Source organism: Flagellimonas sp. (genome assembly GCF_965215805.1).
Lineage (GTDB): Bacteria > Bacteroidota > Bacteroidia > Flavobacteriales > Flavobacteriaceae > Flagellimonas.
This window is the reverse complement of the sequence record NZ_OZ244124.1, coordinates 498576-517751: the sequence shown is the minus strand read 5'-3', so window position 1 is coordinate 517751 and position 19176 is coordinate 498576. Positions and strand designations below refer to the sequence as shown.

The following is a 19176-nucleotide window of genomic DNA, read 5'->3' as shown; positions in this document are numbered from 1 at the left end:
AAAATAGGTAGACCAACAAATTTTGTTTTCATAAATTTGAATTCGTTAGTTAGTTAATATTTAATTAATTGATCGACACACAGGGATGGACGTTTAAATTGTCCAAGTCTAAGCTCCATCCCTTTTTTTATTCTACCATAATAGTTTTTCCTTTAGTTGTAAATTTTGCTTCGTTCGTATTTTCTATAATTGAAAGAATGTTTTCCAAATCTTGATTTCGGTTAAAAACACCATTAAAAGTGACGTCTTCAACCCTCTGGTTAATTATGTCCACATCTACATCATACCATCTAGATAACACGGTCATGATATCTTTTAAGGCCATGTTCTTAAAGCTAAAAAGTCCATTTTTCCATGAGATGGTATTGTAGATATCTGCCTGTGATATGCTAATTTGATTGGTGCCCTTCTCCAGTCGCGATTGGTACCCTGGGCTTAGGTTGCTGATATTTTCACCATTCCTTACGGCCACTTTCCCATGAACCAGGGTGGTTTCTATAAAAGAGTCCTCCTTGAAAGCCTTAATATTAAATTCTGTACCCAAAACATCCACTTCTTGTTCCTGACTGGCTACCAGAAAATGGGTTCCATTGTGGTGTGTGCTTGGAGAAACCTCGAAATATGCCTCGCCGTACACCAACTCAACCTTTCTTGGCTGATCTGGGGAAAAACTGACAGGATACCGCAACTCAGAATCGGAATTGAGCCAAACTTTAGTATTGTCGGATAACGTAATAAAGAACTGACCACCTCTTGGAATGGTCAAGGTGTTATATACGATAGTTTTGGATGAAGTCTCAGCTTTATTCGTGTAAACGAGTTCCTGACCATTACTGGTAAGGGCCTGGGTACTGAAAGCTTTGCCTTTTTCAAGGGGTACTTTGGTGCCATCTTCCAGGGTAAGTGTGGCCTTGTCCGTACCGATTTCAATCATCTCATTGACGATATTGGTCGTAGGTTCGGCTATGGGGTCTTGGTTTGTGAGCAAAAAAGGGAGGCTTAGCAATGCCAATAAAACAGCTGCCGCTGTGTATTTCCAAACTATGGAGAGACCTTTGCGAGGGCGGATTTTCGAACTAATCTGTTCCCACCCTTTCTGTATATCAACAATATTCGGTGATTTTGAATAGCTTTCACGAACTTTTTCGAAGTAAGATCTATGGGTGTTGGATTCGGAAATCCAATCGTTAAAAACCTGTTCTTCCTCTTGGTTAAGCGTGTTATTTAGTTTCTTTAGAATTAACTTAAATTCCATCTTTATTTTGACTTTCTATTAGATAGACAATCAAAATCGCAAAATGGGTGACAAAAAAATGACAAAAATTTAAAAACTGCGGTTCATTATAGTTAATACCGCAATTTTAATGGCCTCAATGGATGGTCAATAGTGCAAGGACTAGAGCCATTTGCTGGGTAATTTTCAACTTGGCTCTTTTGAGCTGGGTTTTTACGGTATTTACAGAAATGCCCAATTCTTCGGCAATATCCACGTACTTGTAATTTTCAATAAAACGCATTTTCACAATTTGCTGCATTTTGGTGGGCAAACCCTCTACAACTTTTAGAAGTTGGTGATGGATGACCTTTAAATCCTCGCTCGAAAAAACATCTAGATTGTATTCGGCACTCAGCATGGATTGCATGTCCAAAACATTGGCATCGTCTGTAATTTTTATAGTTTTCAAAAAGTTGAGACAACGATTCCTCACCATGGCATACAGATACCCTTTTAAAGAACTTTTAATTTCGAGGGAATTGGATTTCTCCCATAAATGGATAAAAACCTCTTGTACAATATCTTCACTCCAACCTTGGTCAAAAAGATAACTATTGGCGTAGTGGACCAACTCAGCATAGGTGTCTTCAAAGAACTTTTTGTAGACAAATTGGTTTTGGTTCCGTATTTCCTGTATAATTGAATTAGAGTCCAAGTTGGTTGTGCTAAAAGACCTAATGAAACTAATTTCTATACCAGTTTGGCATAAATTGTCCAGCTATTCGAAATCGCTCTGGGGTATTATCTTACAATGAATGCCAAAGACGAAACAAGCTGGTATTAAAATTATGAATTAACGAAAATTTTACCTCCCAACAGATGTTAAAATGGTTTTTTTTGTACATTGCATCCGTCCAAAATAGCAACATTCTTTTCCTTTTGTTGTGATTTTCAATGTCGTTCGTATAGCTTGAAAGAGGTATAAATCCTTTAATTAAAGACCATAGGAAAGCAAACTTATGGCACTGAGCTTATGGACAAATTCATCATTTCATCATTTGTATTGATTACCCTGTTTTGTGGCTGCAAACAAGAGGAACCTATCAACAGTTCCACAAACCAGATACCTCATATTTCCAATTTTGTAAACACCTTGGATTATACCGGGGCGCCCAAACACCCAAGGGATAGGGACATGCTTGTATTTTCAGATCAAGGAGCATGGTTTGGATATGGTATGCCCAAGAATGGGAAAGGCGGAAGTTTTAGCGGCCCTTTTTTAATGACTCAGGAAAATGGGGTTTGGTTAAGCCCCAATCTCGTTCAACTAAAACTTATTTGGGATGATAATGACCAGGTTGCAATGGATTGGAAATCGACCCTGACTTCCCAACACAGCTTTTCCAGCCATTTGGAGCAAGTTTTTGAAAATTCAAGCTTGGGAGTGAAACAGGAACTTGTTTTTATGTCTGGACATACGGCCTTGCAACGCACCTCCATTACCAATAGGACGACTAAGGCCGTTACCCTTAATTTAGAATACTCTGGGGTGGTCTTTAAATTGGAGATGCAACTGTCCAGTAGGAACAATACAATTCAGTTTAATTCAAAAAAGAGTGATGCAGTAGGATATCTGCAATTTTTGGATGGGGTGGATGGCATTCTTTTGGAAGATAGTCTCTCGTACAAGGCTAGAAAATCTGCCGTAACCATTCCTCCCAATTCATCAAGAGAATTTTTGGTGTCTCAATCCTTTATTTTTCCCGAGTATGCTTGGGATACTGAAAAAAATGCGATTCATAAAATGGACTTTGATTCCCTGCTAGATGCCCACCAAATGGAAAAAGATCAGGAGTTGGCCGCCGTTCAAACAAAAGCTGCTATCAAATTTCGGGATAGTGCATATGTCGAGCTGCTTGCAAAAGCCCAATTGACCTTACAGAACAATTGGAGAATTGCGGCAGGTGAATTAAAGCACCAAGGATTGTTTCCAAGTTATCACTATGAATGGTTTCACGGGTTTTGGTCTTGGGATTCATGGAAACATGCGGCCGGACTGTCCTTGTATGCCCCAGAATTGGCCAAAGACCAAATGAGGGCCATGTTCGACTTTCAATTGGAGAATGGCTTCATTGTGGATTGCGTTTACCGTGACACCTCCATAGAACCCCACAACTTTCGGGATACCAAACCTCCCTTGGCGGCATGGGCCGTGGCCAAGATCACACCAATGGACTCAGACACCAGTTTTGTGAAGGAAATGTATCCGAAACTAAAAAAATACCACGAGTGGTGGTATGTGGACCGTGATCATGATCAAGATGGTCTGTGTGAGTACGGTTCCACTGATGGGACACTCATTGCGGCCAAATGGGAAAGTGGAATGGACAATGCCATTCGCTTTGATAATTCCAAGATTTTAAAAAATTCAGAAGGGGCATATTCCTTAGATCAAGAAAGTGTTGACCTCAACGCTTATTTATATGCCGAAAAATTATATTTGGGAAGCTTGGCGCAGGTATTAAATTTGAAGGATGAAGCCCAACAATGGAAGATGGAAGCGGAGAATTTGAAACAACGCATTCAAACGCAATTTTATGATGAGGATGATGGGTGGTTCTACGATACCAATTTAAGTGGGGAAGAATTTGTAAAGGGAGCAGGAAGCGAGGGATGGATTCCACTCTGGGCAAAAGTGGCCACGAACCAGCAGGCAGAAGCAGTAAAGAACCAGATGTTGGACCCAAAAAAGTTTTATGTGAAAGTTCCATTTCAGACCATGGCCGCAGACCATCCCTTGTTCAATCCCCTAAATGGATATTGGCGAGGTCCAAATTGGTTGGATCAAGCTTACTTTGGAATTAAAGGGTTAAGGAATTACGGGTTTACCAAGGAAGCTGATGAGGTTACCGAAAAACTTTTACACGGGGCTGAAGGACTTATGGAAAAGGGTGAACCCATTTACGAGAATTATCATCCCTTAACGGGGAAGGGACTTTACGCCAAAAATTTTAGTTGGAGTGCGGCCCACATAATTTTGCTACTGACAAACCACGAATAATACATGGAATACGAGAAGTTGAAGATATCAACCGAAGAGGCAGGGAAGTTGGCCCAAAACCTGTTCAATGTTCAAGGAGAGATTTTTCCTTTACCTGGGGAAATTGATTTCAACTTTAGGGTCAAGGTACCGGATGGTGATGGTTATATCCTTAAGGTTTCAAGAGTTGGCGAGGACGTTGGGTACTTGGAGTACCAGCAAAAATTACTGCAATATGTTGCAGCGCAAAAAGGTAATCTTGTTTCGCCCTTGGTCGTCAAAGATGTGCATGGAAATGAAATTTCTGAGTACAAGGATTCTTCAGGTAACCTTAGAAAAGTGAGGTTGCTGACATGGATTCCTGGTCGTTTGTGGAGTGGTGTAAATCCACAACTCGATAGCCTACGGTTTAGCTTGGGAGAGCAATGCGGCAGGTTGACCGATTCTTTGCAGGGTTTTGACCATCCTATAGCACATAGGGAATTTGAATGGGACGTGGCCCAAGCGCTTTGGACAAAGGCCCATTTGAACCTGTTTGAAGATGACGAAAAAGAGATTCTTTCGCACTTTATTGATGCCTTCCAAAATAACCAAGATTCCTATTCCAAACTTCGGAAGTCCGTTGTGCACAACGACGCCAACGACAATAACATTGTTGTAACCGAGGAGTTGGTGGAACCTCAGGTAAGGGCGTTTATAGATTATGGTGATGCAATTTCTACCCAAACCATTAATGATTTGGCCGTAGCAAGTGCCTATGCCATCATGCATCATAATGACCCGCTTGAGGCTGCATTACCCATAGCCGCAGGTTACCATAAATCTTTTCCTCTTTTAGAGGAGGAATTGGAACATTTGTACCACGCTATTGCCATGCGATTGGTTATTTCCGTTACCAAATCTGCGCTAAACAAAATCAAGGAGCCGGATAATACGTATTTACTGGTCAGTGAAAAACCTGCATGGGAAGTGCTTAAAAAGTGGTACCAGATTCATCCAGATTTCGCTTACTTCTCATTTAGAAAAGCATGTGGATTCACTTCCCATCCCAAAGAAAAGGAGTTTGGACAGTGGACCAAGGGGCTTCAGTTTTCTTTAAGGGGGTTGTTTCCCACCATTGATGCCGATGATGTGCTTCCCATCGACTTGAGTGTTTCCAGTGAATGGGTAGGACATCAAGAAGAATTCAATGACCTGGATTTTCTTCAGTATAGATTGGAGCAACTCCAGAAAGAGCACCCCAATAAGATAATTGCTGGAGGCTATTTGGAGCCTCGGGCGTTATACGGAACGTCCTCCTATGATAAAATGGGAAATAATGGTCGTGAAAGCAGAACCGTGCATCTAGGAGTGGATTTTTGGTTGCCTGCCAACACTCCTGTCCATGCCCTATTTGATGGGCAGGTGGTTACAGCGGTAAATGACGCTGGAGACAAGGAGTATGGCGGATTGGTTATTTTAAAACATCAAGTAAACAACCTAGAGTTCTATACGCTATACGGGCATATGACCGTGGCCAGCGCCACAAAGAATAAGGTTGGAGACATCTTAAAAAAAGGAGACTGTATCGGTCTTTTGGGCAATTACCCGGAAAATGGGAATTGGGCTCCACATCTCCATTTTCAGTTAATGCTATCCTTACTGGGCTATGAAAATGACTTCCCAGGGGTAGCATACTTCAATCAGTTGGATGTTTGGAAAGGGCTTTGCCCAGACCCTAATCTGCTCTTCAAGAATACAAAACTGGAACCTTCCCAAACCAAGGCCAATAATACGTTAGTGGACTATCGGAAAAAACACTTGGGGAAAAGTTTAAGTCTACAATATAAGGTGCCCATAAAAATGGTTCGTGGGGCGGGACAGTATTTAATGGATCAACATGGAAGAAAGTATTTGGATACTGTAAACAATGTGGCCCATGTGGGGCATGAGAACTATGACGTGGTAAAGGCTGGGCAGAAACAAATGGCTTTGCTCAATACCAATTCCCGCTATTTACATGAAAATATCAACACTTTGGCAGAGGAGCTACTAGAGACCTTGCCCCCGGAACTTTCGGTATTGCATTTTGTGAATTCGGGAAGCGAGGCCAACGAATTGGCTATTCGAATGGTAAAGGCGGCTACGGGCCAAAGGGATATTATAGCTTCAGAAGTTGGATATCATGGTAATTCCAATATGTGTGTGGACATCAGCTCTTATAAATTTGATGGAAAAGGAGGTTCGGGAGCACCAGAACATACCCATATCTTTCCGTTGCCTGACGCATTTCGCGGAAAATATCGAGGTGAGGATTCAGGTGAAAAATATGCGGATGAGATACTTCCCCTCATTGAACGGATAGCCTCCAAAGGAAGAGGGGTTGGCGCATTGATTTTGGAGTCGATTATCAGCTGCGGAGGTCAAATAGAACTACCAGCGGGATTTTTGGCGAGGGCTTATGAACATGTTCGGAAAGCTGGAGGCTTGTGTATTGCTGACGAGGTCCAGGTAGGCTGTGGACGTGTTGGAAAAGCTTTTTGGGGCTTTCAACTGCACAATGTGGTACCGGACATTGTAACTATTGGAAAACCTTTGGGCAATGGTCATCCCTTGGCGGCGGTTGTCTGTACACAAGAGGTGGCTGAAAAATTTGCCAATGGGATGGAATACTTCAACACCTTTGGTGGTAATCCAGTTTCCTGCGCCATTGGAACCGAGGTGTTACGAACGGTAAAGCGCGAAAAGCTTCAGGAAAGTGCCTTGGAGGTGGGGGAATTCCTTAAACAAAAATTGCAAGAATTGGCCCAGGACTATCCTGTTATTGGAGATGTAAGGGGGCAAGGTCTTTTTCTTGGAATTGAACTTGTTGACGAAGCCTTGAATCCCTTGGGTGATAAAGCGGATTATTTGGCCAACAGAATGAAAGACCATGGTATTCTCATGAGTACGGATGGCCCGGACAACAACGTCCTAAAAATTAAACCTCCAATGGTTTTTTCCTTGGAAAATGCTGAAGAATTGGTGCTGCACTTGGGCAAAATTCTAGCTGAGGATTTTATGCAACTTAATTGACAAACAAGATGAAACGAGTTTCTATAGGATGTATAGCCTTGGTTTGCCTACTTGGGTGCACAAGGCCACAACTTCCAGAAGTGCCCGAGCAATCGTATCACTTCAACCATCACATTTTTGAAGAAAACAAATTGTCGCCGAGAGCTACGTTCTTTGCCATGGAATCTTTTGACGTCGATAAAAAGGAGAATTCCAAAAGGTTCCTAAACCTGAATGGCGAATGGAAGTTCCATTTTGTAAAAGACCCAAAAGAGCGCCCTACAACATTTCAAAACAGGGAGTACGATGACGGTGATTGGGGTACCATACCTGTTCCCGCCAATTGGGAGGTGGAAGGGCATGATTTTCCCATTTATTTGGATGAGCGATATCCATTTGATACGCATTGGCCCAATATCCCAAGCGATTACAATCCTGTGGGAACCTACCGCAAAGAAATTGAGTTGACGGAAGATTTCTTAAAGGAAGAGGTAATCCTTCATTTTGAGGGGGCAAAATCCGCCATGTATGTGTATATCAATGGAAATTACGTTGGATATTCGGAAGGAAGCAAAACTCCAGCGGAATTTAATATTTCCCAATACCTGACAGCGGGAAAAAACCTGATAGCGTTGCAAATGTTTCGATGGAGCGATGCCAGCTATTTGGAGAGCCAGGATATGCTACGGATGAGTGGCATTGAACGTGGGGTTTACCTCTATACTCGCCCCAAGGTGTATATCTCTGATCATTATTCGTATACCAACTTGGATGATCAGTATTCGGACGGAATTTATGAAGAGACCGTTTATGTGGATAACGAATCAGAAGAGACGGTACTGGGAAAGGTTACCGTGGAACTTTTGGACGATGAAAATTTAGTCTTCTCAAAAACCTCTAAAATAAGCCTAGCTCCCAAAGATGTTGAATGGATCCAGCTCAATGACCTAATTGAGAATGTTAAGCAATGGTCAGCTGAAACGCCTAACCTCTACAGCTTGCAAATTGCACTGGAAGATTCCATCAACCCAGAAAACAACCAATACATAAAGAGCCATGTTGGTTTTAAGCGGGTAGAGATTAAAAACAGTCAAGTTTTGATCAATGGCAAGCCCATTTATATCAAAGGGGTGGATCGCCATGAAACAGACCCGTTTACGGGGCATGTGGTTTCAATGGAGTCAATGGAGTTGGACATAAAGCTTATGAAACAGAACAACATCAATGCGGTTAGAAGTTCGCATTATCCCAATGACCCCTATTGGCTTGATCTCTGTGACCAATACGGCCTTTATGTGGTGGACGAAGCCAATATTGAGAGCCATCCTTTGGCCATTGACGAAAAAACACAGATTGGGAACGAAATGGAATGGCTTCCAGCGCATATGTCCCGAACCCAACGCATGTACTATCGGGATAGAAATCATCCCAGCATATATTCATGGTCATTAGGGAACGAAGCTGGAGAGGGAGAAATTTTTAGAACAACTTACCAATGGTTCAAGGAGGAGGATGACAATAGAATTGTACAATATGAACCTGCCGGAAAGGAAGATTACACCGATTTATATTGTCCCATGTACCCCAAACCTGAATATCTGATAGAGCATGGTGAATCCAATTCGGACAAACCTTCCATCATGATTGAATATGCCCATGCCATGGGAAATTCGGTTGGAAACCTACAGGATTATTGGGACATCATTGAAAAATATCCCAACCTTCAGGGAGGGTATATCTGGGATTGGGTAGACCAAAGTCTGGAGTACAAGGATGAGGAAGGAAATCCATATTTGGCGTATGGGCACGATTACCATGCCGACTTACCCACAGATGGCAACTTTCTGAATAACGGATTGGTTGACCCCTATAGGAATCCCCACCCGCATCTTACAGAAGTTAAAAAGGTATACCAACCCGCAGCTTTTCACTATTTGGGAAATGGGATGGTTGAGGTGGAAAACAAAAATTTCTTCATGGATTTTTCCCAGATGGAATTAGAGGCCAAGCTATTGGTCGATGGTGTGGTGGCGAAGGTACAAGAGGAGATTCCTTTGGATGTAAAGCCGCAGCAGTCTGAAAAAATAAGAGTTGGGGTAATTCCCCAAAACTTTGAAGCCGGCAAGGAGTATATTTTGGAAATGGGAATGTTTCAAAAAGAGGCAACAGCAACCATTCCGCAAGGCCATGAAATCGCTTGGGGTCAATTTATCTTGCAAAAGGGAAGTTTCGAAATAGAAAAACAACCCATGGGATATGCGTTTAGCATTGATTTGAAAGATGGGGTTTTCAGCGTGGAAAATAACATTGCACAGCTCAATATTGATGCAAAATCAGGGGAATTGCTGTCTTGGAAGTATAGAGATCAAGCCATCACCCAACAGCCGATTAAACCCAACTTTTGGCGCCCACCTACAGATAATGATTTAGGCAATGGGATGGATAAGTGGGCCAGAATATGGCAAGACGCCACCTACAACAGCAGCCCAAAACTGATGAGTCAACCAAAGGTTGAAAAAAGTGGGGAAGTCGGGTTCAAAGTAGGTTATACGCTACCTAATGAAGAGGCCAAGGTGCAAATGGAATACACGCTGCATCAGGATGGGGTTTTGAAAATCAATTATAGCTTTGAGCCAAAGAAAGGGGAACTTCCCAATATTCCGAGACTTGGGATATATCTTACCATTCCCCAAGACTTTGATGAAGTTTCCTGGTACGGAAATGGCCCTGAGGAGAGTTATTGGGATAGAAAGACCGGAGTTAAAACGGGAATTTATTCTGGAAAGATTGAAGATCAGTTTCATCGCTACCCGCGGCCGCAGGAAACCGGAAATAAAACGGATGTTCGCTGGATGACGGTTTCCTCTGACAAGCTTTCGGTAAAGGTGCAGGGAGACACCTTGCTTAATGCCAGTACGTGGCCCTTTGGCATGCGTGAATTGGATTTTAACGCTGATGAAGACGGGGCTGAATCGGCATCGGGCTTGGTGCCGGTCACCAAAAAACATGGGGCCGAGATCAAATTGGGCAACACCGTTCAATGGAACATCGATTTGCTTCAGATGGGTGTAGGAGGTGAAAATTCGTGGGGTAGAATGGTTCAGGATCCTTATTTGATCAAACCTTTGACTAGATCCTATTCCATAACACTAACACCAAACCAAAGGGAGTAGTTTCCATTACGTTTTTTTGTCGAGTTGGATTTAGCTTCAATTTAATTTAAAAAAAGGCCTCCTTTCTAGGGAAGCCTTTTTGTTACTCCTAAATGAATTCAAATCTTATTTGCCATTGTATTTTTTGTGGTATTTTTTGATAATAGCAATATGTCTGTCATCCAAAGAACCTGCCGTGAAAAATGAAATGCCCTTTGCGCCGTTATCATGGGCTTTGATTATGGCATTTTCAAAGTCATTGTAGTTATCTCCATAATGACCTGTTAGAATTCCAGTGATCAAATCTTGCCCTTCCTCCAAATCACGAACACCCTCTTGAGTGGCAAATCCAACCCAACCCACGTTTCCTTGATGGTCTTTTTTATAGGCCATTGGGAAAAAGGTATCCAAGTTCCAATGTCCCCAATCTTGACGTACGTATTCCCTTGCCAACTGCGGGAAAGGGAAAACCGCAGCCGAAGTCGCTACTCCCTTTTCATGGCACAGTTCTACACATTCGTTGACCAATGAGGTTATGGAATTCATACGGAACTGTTGCCAAGCTGGGTTCTCTTTTCGATCCTCAAGTTCCATTGGGTCTATGCCAAAAATCTCCTTGTACTTTTTACGGGCGTTGGGATGATACCCAAAATCATATTCATCAAGAATGCGGTCTTGCACCAAGGGACCACCGTTATGCTTGTATTTTTTTTGAAGATCTGCACCCAGAATCACATCCACATAGCGAATGTAGTCGAAATGCACGGAGGCTATTCCAGGTATCTCAGCTTTTTCTTTTACCCTACTTTTAATGAATTCCCGAGCGCCTTCAGAAAAGGGGCTTAAGAAGTTATAGTAGCTTACATAGGGGTCATAGTCCGTGCAATTCTGTCCCAACGCATTTACCGAATACCATTCGGGGTGCTTTTGGGCCTCTTTCAGGCCGCCAATATTCATCATCCATAACCAAGCATGTACTCGAATACCATATTCCTTGGCCAAAGGAATCAGTTCTTTTAATCGTTCTGTACTGGCATTGGGAAGCAAATCCGTTATACCGGCATCTGCCAATCTTTTTAGCCTTGTTCTTTGTTCCTGCTCGCTGGCTTTGCTATTGTTAGCACCTTTGTTGACATCGCCCCATGCAGTAAAGTAAAATGTTTGGTCTGAGAAACCGTTGTCCACATTTTGGGCCTCAACCATTAGGCAAGAGATGAACAAAACGGTAAAAATTAAGCTGGAAATAATCTTCATTGAAATTGGTTTTTGATAATGGGGCGGAAAGTAGTTCTTTTCGATTTTAGCTCCCATTTTTTTATATGAATGCCATTGGAAGAACTGCCAACACCTTGTTTTTGGCAACAAAAAAGCCGAGCATTTACTTGGCTATTTTTAATAGTAGAAACAGGAATTCCTTCTACTTTGCTCAGGATAAACTTCTAGTCCTATTCATTATGGTCCATAAAAAAAGTCACAACCTTCAACAGATCATGACTTTCCTAGTAGCGGGAACAGGACTCGAACCTGTGACCTTCGGGTTATGAGCCCGACGAGCTACCTACTGCTCTATCCCGCGATGTGGACGGCAAATATACAACCGTTTTTCCTTTATTTCCAAATTTAGTGAGACCTTGATTTGAAAAACATAGTGAATTCAAATCAAATGGTCGAACTAATGCCGAGCTTGGCTCGGTATCTTTTAGTGGTTTTCACGTGTTTTTAAACCTTGATTTGAAAAACATAGTGAATTCAAATCAAATGGTCGAACTAATGCCGAGCTTGGCTCGGTATCTTTTAGTGGTTTTCACGTGTTTTTAAACCTTGATTTGAAAAACATAGTGAATTCAAATCAAATGGTCGAACTAATGCCGAGCTTGGCTCGGTATCTTTTAGTGGTTTTCACGTGTTTTTAAACCTTGATTTGAAAAACATAGTGAATTCAAATCAAATGGTCGAACTAATGCCGAGCTTGGCTCGGTATCTTTTAGTGGTTTTCACGTGTTTTTAAACCTTGATTTGAAAAACATAGTGAATTCAAATCAAATGGTCGAACTAATGCCGAGCTTGGCTCGGTATCTTTTAGTGGTTTTCACGTGTTTTTAAACCTTGATTTGAAAAACATAGTGAATTCAAATCAAATGGTCGAACTAATGCCGAGCTTGGCTCGGTATCTTTTTTGTAATTGACCGGATTTTTATCCGAAATAGCTACCTTCGAAACCATGGAAAAAATAAACAGCTTTTTGGTAGATGCCAATTCATGGGCAAACTGGCCCATGTTCATCTTATTGATAGGAGGTGGCCTCTTCTTGATTTTTTATTCCAAATTGACCCCATATCGTTTTTTTGGTCATGCCATTGCCATTACCAGAGGAAAGTACGATGATAAAAATGCCAAAGGGGATGTGAGTTCATTGCAGGCCTTATCTGCTGCTGTGGCGGCTACCGTGGGTTTGGGAAACATTTCTGGGGTTGCCATTGCTATTCATGATGGAGGACCTGGGGTTGTCTTTTGGATATGGATGACCGCCTTAATCGGGATGTGCATTAAATTTTATTCCTGTAGTTTGTCCATCATGTTCAGGGGGGAGGATTCTGAAGGAAAGCTACAAGGAGGCCCCATGTTTTATATCACCAAAGGATTGGGGAAAAAGTACAAACCCCTGGCTATCTTCTTTTGCCTCTCGGGAATTTTTGGATTCCTTGGTGTTTTCACAGCCAATCAGTTTACCGAGACCTTTATGAGCGTGGTTGAACCTGCTGACTCGCTTTTTGCCATGAGCGATTTCAATTGGAAATTGAGCGTAGGAATTGTTCTTGCCATCATTACCTCCTTCGTAATCTTTGGAGGTCTGACCAAGATTGCCAAGGTGGCCACGGCCATTGTTCCAGTTATGGTCATGGTATATTTAGTGGCTGTAATCGTTGTTATGGTGTTGAATGCTTCCCAAGTGGTTCCTGCTTTAAAACTTATCATAACTGAAGCCTGGAACTTTAAGACTATAGTAACCGGTGGATTCTGGGGCTTGGTCATCATTGGTGTCAAACGCGCCATGTTTTCCAATGAAGCAGGTTTGGGTAGTGCTCCCATGTATCATGGGCAGTCCAAAAATGATGAGCCCATTCGTGAAGGCTTGGTGGCCATGTTGGGTCCATTTATTGACACTATTTTGGTTTGTACCTTTACCGCAGTGGTTATTATTTTGAGCGGTGCTTATTTGGATGATTCCAGCGGAATAGTGATGACATTGCAGGCGTTTAGGACCACCTTGTTTGGTTTTGGGGATGATTTGTTAATGATTATTGTTACCGCTTTTGCCTTGTCTACCTTGTTTACCTATTCCTATTATGGGGTAAAATGTCTGTCCTTTCTAACCAACGCAAAGATTGGGAGGTATTATAACCATTATTTTGTGATCATGATTGTCTTTGCCGCAGTAGCTTCTTTGGAATTGGTAAAAAATCTTATTGATTTGTCCTATGCCTTGATGGTAATCCCCAATATGATAGCTATATTGATTTTGGCTCCCAAGGTAAATGCAGCGGCCAAAAAATACTTTCAAAAGTTAAAACATGAACAAGCATAGATCGGGCTTTGTAAATATTATAGGCAACCCCAATGTGGGGAAGTCTACCTTGATGAACGCTTTTGTTGGTGAAAAACTCTCTATTATTACCTCCAAAGCGCAAACCACTAGGCATCGTATTCTAGGTATTGTAAATGGGGATGATTTTCAGGTGATTCTTTCCGATACCCCTGGAATCATTAAACCAGCTTACGAGTTGCAAAGTTCAATGATGGATTTTGTAAAATCGGCCTTTGAAGATGCAGATGTACTGCTCTATATGGTGGAAATTGGAGAGAAAGCCCTAAAGGATGAAGCTTTCTTCAAAAAGATTGAAAACAGCAAAATACCAGTGCTGTTGCTTCTCAACAAAATCGACACCTCAGACCAAGAAATCCTTGAAGAACAGATTCAGCATTGGCAAAAACTACTTCCCAAGGCAGAGATTCATCCCATATCTGCCCTTGAAAACTTCAATGTGAAGGAAGTTTTTGACCGAATCCTGGAGTTACTTCCAGAAGCACCTCCCTATTATCCCAAGGATCAATTGACTGATAAACCGGAACGCTTTTTTGTGAATGAGACCCTACGGGAGAAAATACTCTTGCATTACAAAAAGGAAATTCCCTATGCTGTTGAGGTAGAAACCGAAGAATTTATTGAAGACGAGGACATTATCAGAATCCGTTCGGTAATTATGGTTGAACGTGATACCCAAAAGGGAATCATTATTGGTCACAAGGGGAGTGCATTGAAAAGAGTGGGGGTGGAGGCCCGAAAGGATTTGGAGAAATTTTTTGATAAACAAGTTCATATAGAACTGTACGTCAAGGTCAATAAAAACTGGAGAAACAATACATCCCAGCTACGCCGTTTCGGATATAATAGCTAAACCCGATTTTCTTCATCGCTTGAGGCCAGCAATTAGTTGCCTGATATAGGTTTTAAGTTGGTCTGTTTGTGGTTGACCCTTGGCCCGTCCCATTCTTCCAAAAGCATACAGGGCAAACCAGATAACCACCAAAAAGAACATTCCCGCCAACCAAAGAGTAACATCATACCCCAATGAATAATTGGAATAGGCAAAAACACCCAAAATCACAAATAAGGTACCTACACCAAAATGTAGGAACATAAAAAAGGTCCAAAGGGTAGGATTTGGCCCAAAAACCCCATGAATCTTACTAATCCCTTCTTCAAAGGAAGTGAGCTCCAAATGTACCTGGGGAGTCCAAAAATTGGTTTCCGACTTTTTGAATCTGATGTAAATATGCTCATCCAAACGCTTGATTAAAAAAGGATCTGGGGCTTTTTTGTCAAAAACGGACTTTAGTTGTTCCAAATCTTCGTGAAAAGAAATCTCAAAACGAGGTCGTAATACAATTTCATTGGTAAAATCACTCATAAGTGGTTGACATTGATAAAAAAAGGTATCATTTTTTCTTCATAAATAATGGTATTTTTGCCAAAATTTAATGCGGATGGGAGCTATCGTAGCCATTGTGGGAAGACCCAATGTAGGCAAATCCACTTTTTTTAACCGATTGATCCAACGAAGGGAAGCCATCGTGGATGCTGTTAGTGGGGTTACACGTGATCGCCATTATGGTAAAAGCGATTGGAACGGCAAGGAATTTTCTTTGATCGATACCGGTGGATATGTAGTGGGGAGTGATGACATTTTCGAGCAGGAAATTGATAAACAGGTTGAGTTGGCCATTGATGAGGCAGATGCCATAATTTTTATGGTGGATGTGGAATCTGGGGTTACTGGGATGGATGAAGATGTTTCCAGATTACTACGTAAAGTGGACAAACCCGTGTTTCTGGCAGTCAATAAGGTAGATAATGCCCAGCGTGAATCGGATGCTGTGGAATTTTATGCCTTGGGATTGGGCGATTACTACACTTTGTCCAGTATCAATGGTAGTGGAACGGGAGAATTATTGGATGCCTTGGTCGAGGTGCTTCCAGAGATAGAGGAGGAAGAAAGTGAACTGCCCCGCTTTGCAGTTGTGGGAAGGCCCAATGCTGGAAAATCCTCCTTCATAAATGCCTTGATCGGGGAAGAAAGATATATCGTAACTGATATTGCAGGGACAACCCGTGATAGTATAGATACCAAATACAATAGGTTTGGGTTTGAATTTAATTTGGTGGATACGGCAGGTATTCGAAGAAAAGCCAAAGTAAAGGAAGACTTGGAATTTTACTCCGTAATGCGATCCGTAAGGGCCATTGAACATTGCGATGTTTGTATTCTATTGTTGGATGCCACCCGTGGGTTTGACGGTCAGGTACAGAACATTTTTTGGTTGGCACAGCGGAATAATAAGGGAGTTGTAATTCTTGTCAACAAATGGGATTTGGTCGAAAAGGAGACCAATTCGGTCAAGGAGTATACACAGAAAATAAAAAAGGCCATAGAGCCTTTTGACGATGTCCCGATTTTGTTCATTTCCGTGCTTACCAAGCAGCGGATATTCAAGGCCATTGAGACCGCCGTTGATGTGTACAAAAATCGCTCAAAAAAGATTGTTACACGGAAGCTAAACGATATTATGCTGCCCATTATTGAGCATACACCACCTCCGGCTTATAAAGGAAAGTATGTGAAAATAAAATTCTGTACGCAACTACCTACCCCGTATCCGCAGTTTGCATTTTTCTGCAACTTGCCCCAATATGTCCGAGACCCGTACAAGCGATTTTTGGAGAACAAGCTGCGGGAGCATTTTGATTTTAGCGGTGTGCCTATCACCATTTTTATGCGGAAAAAGTAGGTCTTATTGGCTGGATGCCAACTCCACTTGTATAGGTTGTTGAATTCGGTTACCACCATCATCCACAGCTGTGAGGGTATATGATCCTGGCTTCACTGGCAAGATCAGCTCATGAAAGCTGGTGGTCGTGTTCACATAGGTCTCATCCAAATACCAGTGCACAGTACTATCCTCTTGTTGATGGGCGAGCTTAAAAACCACATCTTTTTGACTTGTTCCAAGATCTTTAGGAATAAGAATTTCCTCATTCAATCTGGGATGAATGAACTCCATCAGTTGCTGTTCTTCAGAACCACATCCAGAAAGATAGGGGGGTAAACTTTTATAATTGGGATTGGTATCAGCATAGTAGTATTCCACAGCGGGCGGTAGGCTAAACCAACTTTTTTGTACCATATCCTCCATTGGATAACAAGAAGAAGTAACTCGATAAGATTCTTGGGCATCCAAAAAAACTTGATGATGATAGGGGCAGGTAGCACTTTTAAATCCGTTGGCCGGCAGTTGCAGTTCTTGGGTATCTTCACAGAAAACCGAAGCCCGTTGTCCACTTTTGGAACAGGTTTCCAAAGCAACAAGGTCGTCATAGGGCTCTGGGAACCAACCACTGTGGGGTAAAGAGGCCAAAACATCAAATAAAATGGGAGCCGCTGCCGAAATGCCTACCAATCCCGGTCTGCCCTCGCCATCCGCATTACCCGCCCAAACGCCTATGGCATATTTTGGGGTTGCCCCTACCGCCCAAGCATCTTTAAAGCCAAAACTTGTTCCAGTTTTCCAGGCTATGGGCTGGGCAGCATCAAAAAACTGCCAATTTTCATCCCCTTCTGGGCGATTGACTTCCCTTAAGGATTTAAACGTGTGATAAATGGCTCCTGCACCAAATATTGGAGCTTCGAATTGCTCCTTCCCAAAATCGGTTTTTTGCTCCTTTAGATAGGAAGGTTCAGAGAATTCATGGGAACGATAGGTGCTGGAATGGGATACAAAGTAATTAAGGGTTGAGGCGGCGGAAGCATAGCTTTTGGTGACGTCCCACAAGGAGCTTTCAGCACCTCCCAAAATCAGGGACAACCCATAATACTCAGCGGGTTTGTCCAGGGATTTCATTTGCATTTTTTGGAGTTTGTTATAAAACTTTTGAAGCCCAAATTGCCTTAATAAGCGCACAGCCGGCACATTCAATGAACGGGAAAGTGCCCAGCTGGCTGGAACTACCCCTGTATGTTTTTTGTTGAAGTTTTTTGGATTATACCCATTGATTACGGTTGGAATATCGTTGACCAAGCTGTTTGGGAGCAATTGTCCTTCATGCAACAAGGATGTAAAAAGAAAGGGTTTTAGGGTGCTTCCCGTACTTCGGTTTTTTGTGATGATATCTACATAATTGCCATGTTCCCCAGATGCTGGGGAGTTTCCCACATAGGCCAAGACCTTTCTAGTTTCCACATCGAGAACCAAAATGGCCAAATTATGGATTTCGTTGCTTTTTAGGCGTTGATAATGTTGTTCAGCAAGACTGTTGGTTTGAATTTGCAGCGGCCTGTCCAGAGAAGTAGTAATCGATTTTCCTGGATGCTCTTTTTTGATTCGTTCCGTTAAATGGGGCGCAATATTGGGTAGGGGCAGTGGTTTTTGAGGCAATGGCTCAGCTATGGCAAGTTCATAGGTGGTTTGATCAATGACATCCTTGACCCATAATTTTTTCAATAGTCGATTCCGTTTGTTTCTGAGGGTTTGCTCGTTTCTTCCAGGAAAAATAAGCGATGGGGCATTGGGTAACACCGCCAAAGTTGCCGATTGCCCCCAACTTAGCTCATGGGCTGGAATGCCAAAGTAGCGCCAAGCAGCAGTTTCCAATCCTACCACATTCCCACCGTAAGGGGTATGGCTGGCATAAAGGCGTAAGATATCTTCTTTGGAATATCGTAGTTCCAGTCGGGTGGCCAGAAAAAGTTCAATGCCTTTTTCCCAATAGGTTCTGGATTTGTTTTTTCTGCTCAGCCTTATGAGTTGTTGGGTAATTGTGCTTCCACCCCTTCGGGAGTCCTTGGTAAGGTTGTGCTGTATCGCTTTAAAGATGGAAACCGGGTTAAAACCAGGGTGTTGGTAAAAATACTCGTCCTCAAAGAATAGAACAGACTGCTCAAATCGGTAAGGAACCGAATCAAGCTCGGGAAAACGCCACTGGCCGTCCTCTGCAATTCGGGCTCCGACCAATACCTGGTCTGAGCTTAAAACCACGGTAGAGATAGGGTCATCAAAGAGCAATTTAGGTAGACAAAACAGCCATATAATGAATAGCATCAGAAAAGATCCCAGCCCAATCTTGTGTTTCAATGTTAGTTTGTTGTATATGGATGTGAGGTTTGTCATCCTGTACTTGA

The 19176-nt window shown here is 42.3% G+C and carries 11 protein-coding genes and 1 tRNA gene; 6 read left to right on the top strand and 6 right to left on the bottom strand.

The window, feature by feature from the left end; all coding sequences use genetic code 11:
- Nucleotides 1-127: 127 nt before the first annotated feature.
- Nucleotides 128-1255 carry a FecR family protein gene (locus tag ACOOE0_RS02290; RefSeq protein ID WP_420400860.1) on the bottom strand — a complete coding sequence of 376 codons (1128 nt, stop codon included), beginning with the start codon at nt 1253-1255 and terminating at the stop codon, nt 128-130.
- A gap of 115 nt (nt 1256-1370) precedes the next feature.
- Nucleotides 1371-1931 carry an RNA polymerase sigma-70 factor gene (locus ACOOE0_RS02285; protein WP_420400859.1) on the bottom strand — a complete coding sequence of 187 codons (561 nt, stop codon included), beginning with the start codon at nt 1929-1931 and terminating at the stop codon, nt 1371-1373.
- A 318-nt stretch (nt 1932-2249) separates the two neighbouring features.
- On the opposite strand from ACOOE0_RS02285, the gene ACOOE0_RS02280 reads away from it, so the two are divergent.
- Genes ACOOE0_RS02280 through ACOOE0_RS02270 form a run of 3 tightly spaced genes read left to right on the top strand, consistent with a single transcriptional unit; the run spans nt 2250 to nt 10462 of the window.
- Nucleotides 2250-4277, top strand: coding sequence for an MGH1-like glycoside hydrolase domain-containing protein (locus ACOOE0_RS02280; protein ID WP_420400858.1), 2028 nt, complete (start codon nt 2250-2252; stop codon nt 4275-4277).
- Nucleotides 4278-4280: 3 nt separating this feature from the next.
- Entirely contained in the window at nt 4281-7310 is a 3030-nt protein-coding gene (locus ACOOE0_RS02275) for an aminotransferase class III-fold pyridoxal phosphate-dependent enzyme (protein WP_420400857.1), read from the top strand.
- 8 nt (nt 7311-7318) lie between these two features.
- The gene (locus ACOOE0_RS02270; protein ID WP_420400856.1) at nt 7319-10462 is read left to right on the top strand and encodes a glycoside hydrolase family 2 TIM barrel-domain containing protein; all 3144 of its coding nucleotides are present in this window, start codon (nt 7319-7321) and stop codon (nt 10460-10462) included.
- 105 nt (nt 10463-10567) lie between these two features.
- Here ACOOE0_RS02270 and ACOOE0_RS02265 read toward each other — a convergent pair whose 3' ends face one another.
- Both ACOOE0_RS02265 and ACOOE0_RS02260 read right to left on the bottom strand, forming a co-directional pair.
- Nucleotides 10568-11695: a family 10 glycosylhydrolase gene (locus ACOOE0_RS02265; RefSeq protein WP_420400855.1), complete on the bottom strand. Its 1128-nt coding sequence runs from the start codon at nt 11693-11695 to the stop codon at nt 10568-10570.
- Nucleotides 11696-11944: 249 nt separating this feature from the next.
- Nucleotides 11945-12017 (bottom strand) — tRNA-Met (locus ACOOE0_RS02260).
- Nucleotides 12018-12662: 645 nt separating this feature from the next.
- Between ACOOE0_RS02260 and ACOOE0_RS02255 the strand changes: the two genes are divergently transcribed.
- Complete coding sequence (locus ACOOE0_RS02255; protein WP_420400854.1) at nt 12663-14027, top strand: alanine/glycine:cation symporter family protein; 1365 nt, start codon at nt 12663-12665, stop codon at nt 14025-14027.
- Complete coding sequence (era, locus tag ACOOE0_RS02250; RefSeq protein ID WP_420400853.1) at nt 14014-14898, top strand: GTPase Era; 885 nt, start codon at nt 14014-14016, stop codon at nt 14896-14898. The genes ACOOE0_RS02255 and era overlap by 14 nt, the downstream gene beginning before the upstream one ends.
- A 12-nt stretch (nt 14899-14910) precedes the next feature.
- Here the strand turns inward: era and ACOOE0_RS02245 are convergent, their stop codons facing one another.
- The gene (locus ACOOE0_RS02245; RefSeq protein WP_420400852.1) at nt 14911-15411 is read right to left on the bottom strand and encodes a GTP-binding protein; all 501 of its coding nucleotides are present in this window, start codon (nt 15409-15411) and stop codon (nt 14911-14913) included.
- 76 nt (nt 15412-15487) lie between these two features.
- Between ACOOE0_RS02245 and der the strand changes: the two genes are divergently transcribed.
- Nucleotides 15488-16789 (top strand): ribosome biogenesis GTPase Der, encoded by a 1302-nt coding sequence (gene der / locus ACOOE0_RS02240; protein ID WP_420400851.1) that lies wholly within the window; start codon nt 15488-15490, stop codon nt 16787-16789.
- Nucleotides 16790-16792: 3 nt separating this feature from the next.
- Here the strand turns inward: der and pbpC are convergent, their stop codons facing one another.
- A complete protein-coding gene (gene pbpC, locus ACOOE0_RS02235; RefSeq protein WP_420400850.1) occupies nt 16793-19165 on the bottom strand; it encodes a penicillin-binding protein 1C in 2373 nt (790 codons plus the stop codon).
- Between the last annotated feature and the right edge of the window lie 11 nt (nt 19166-19176).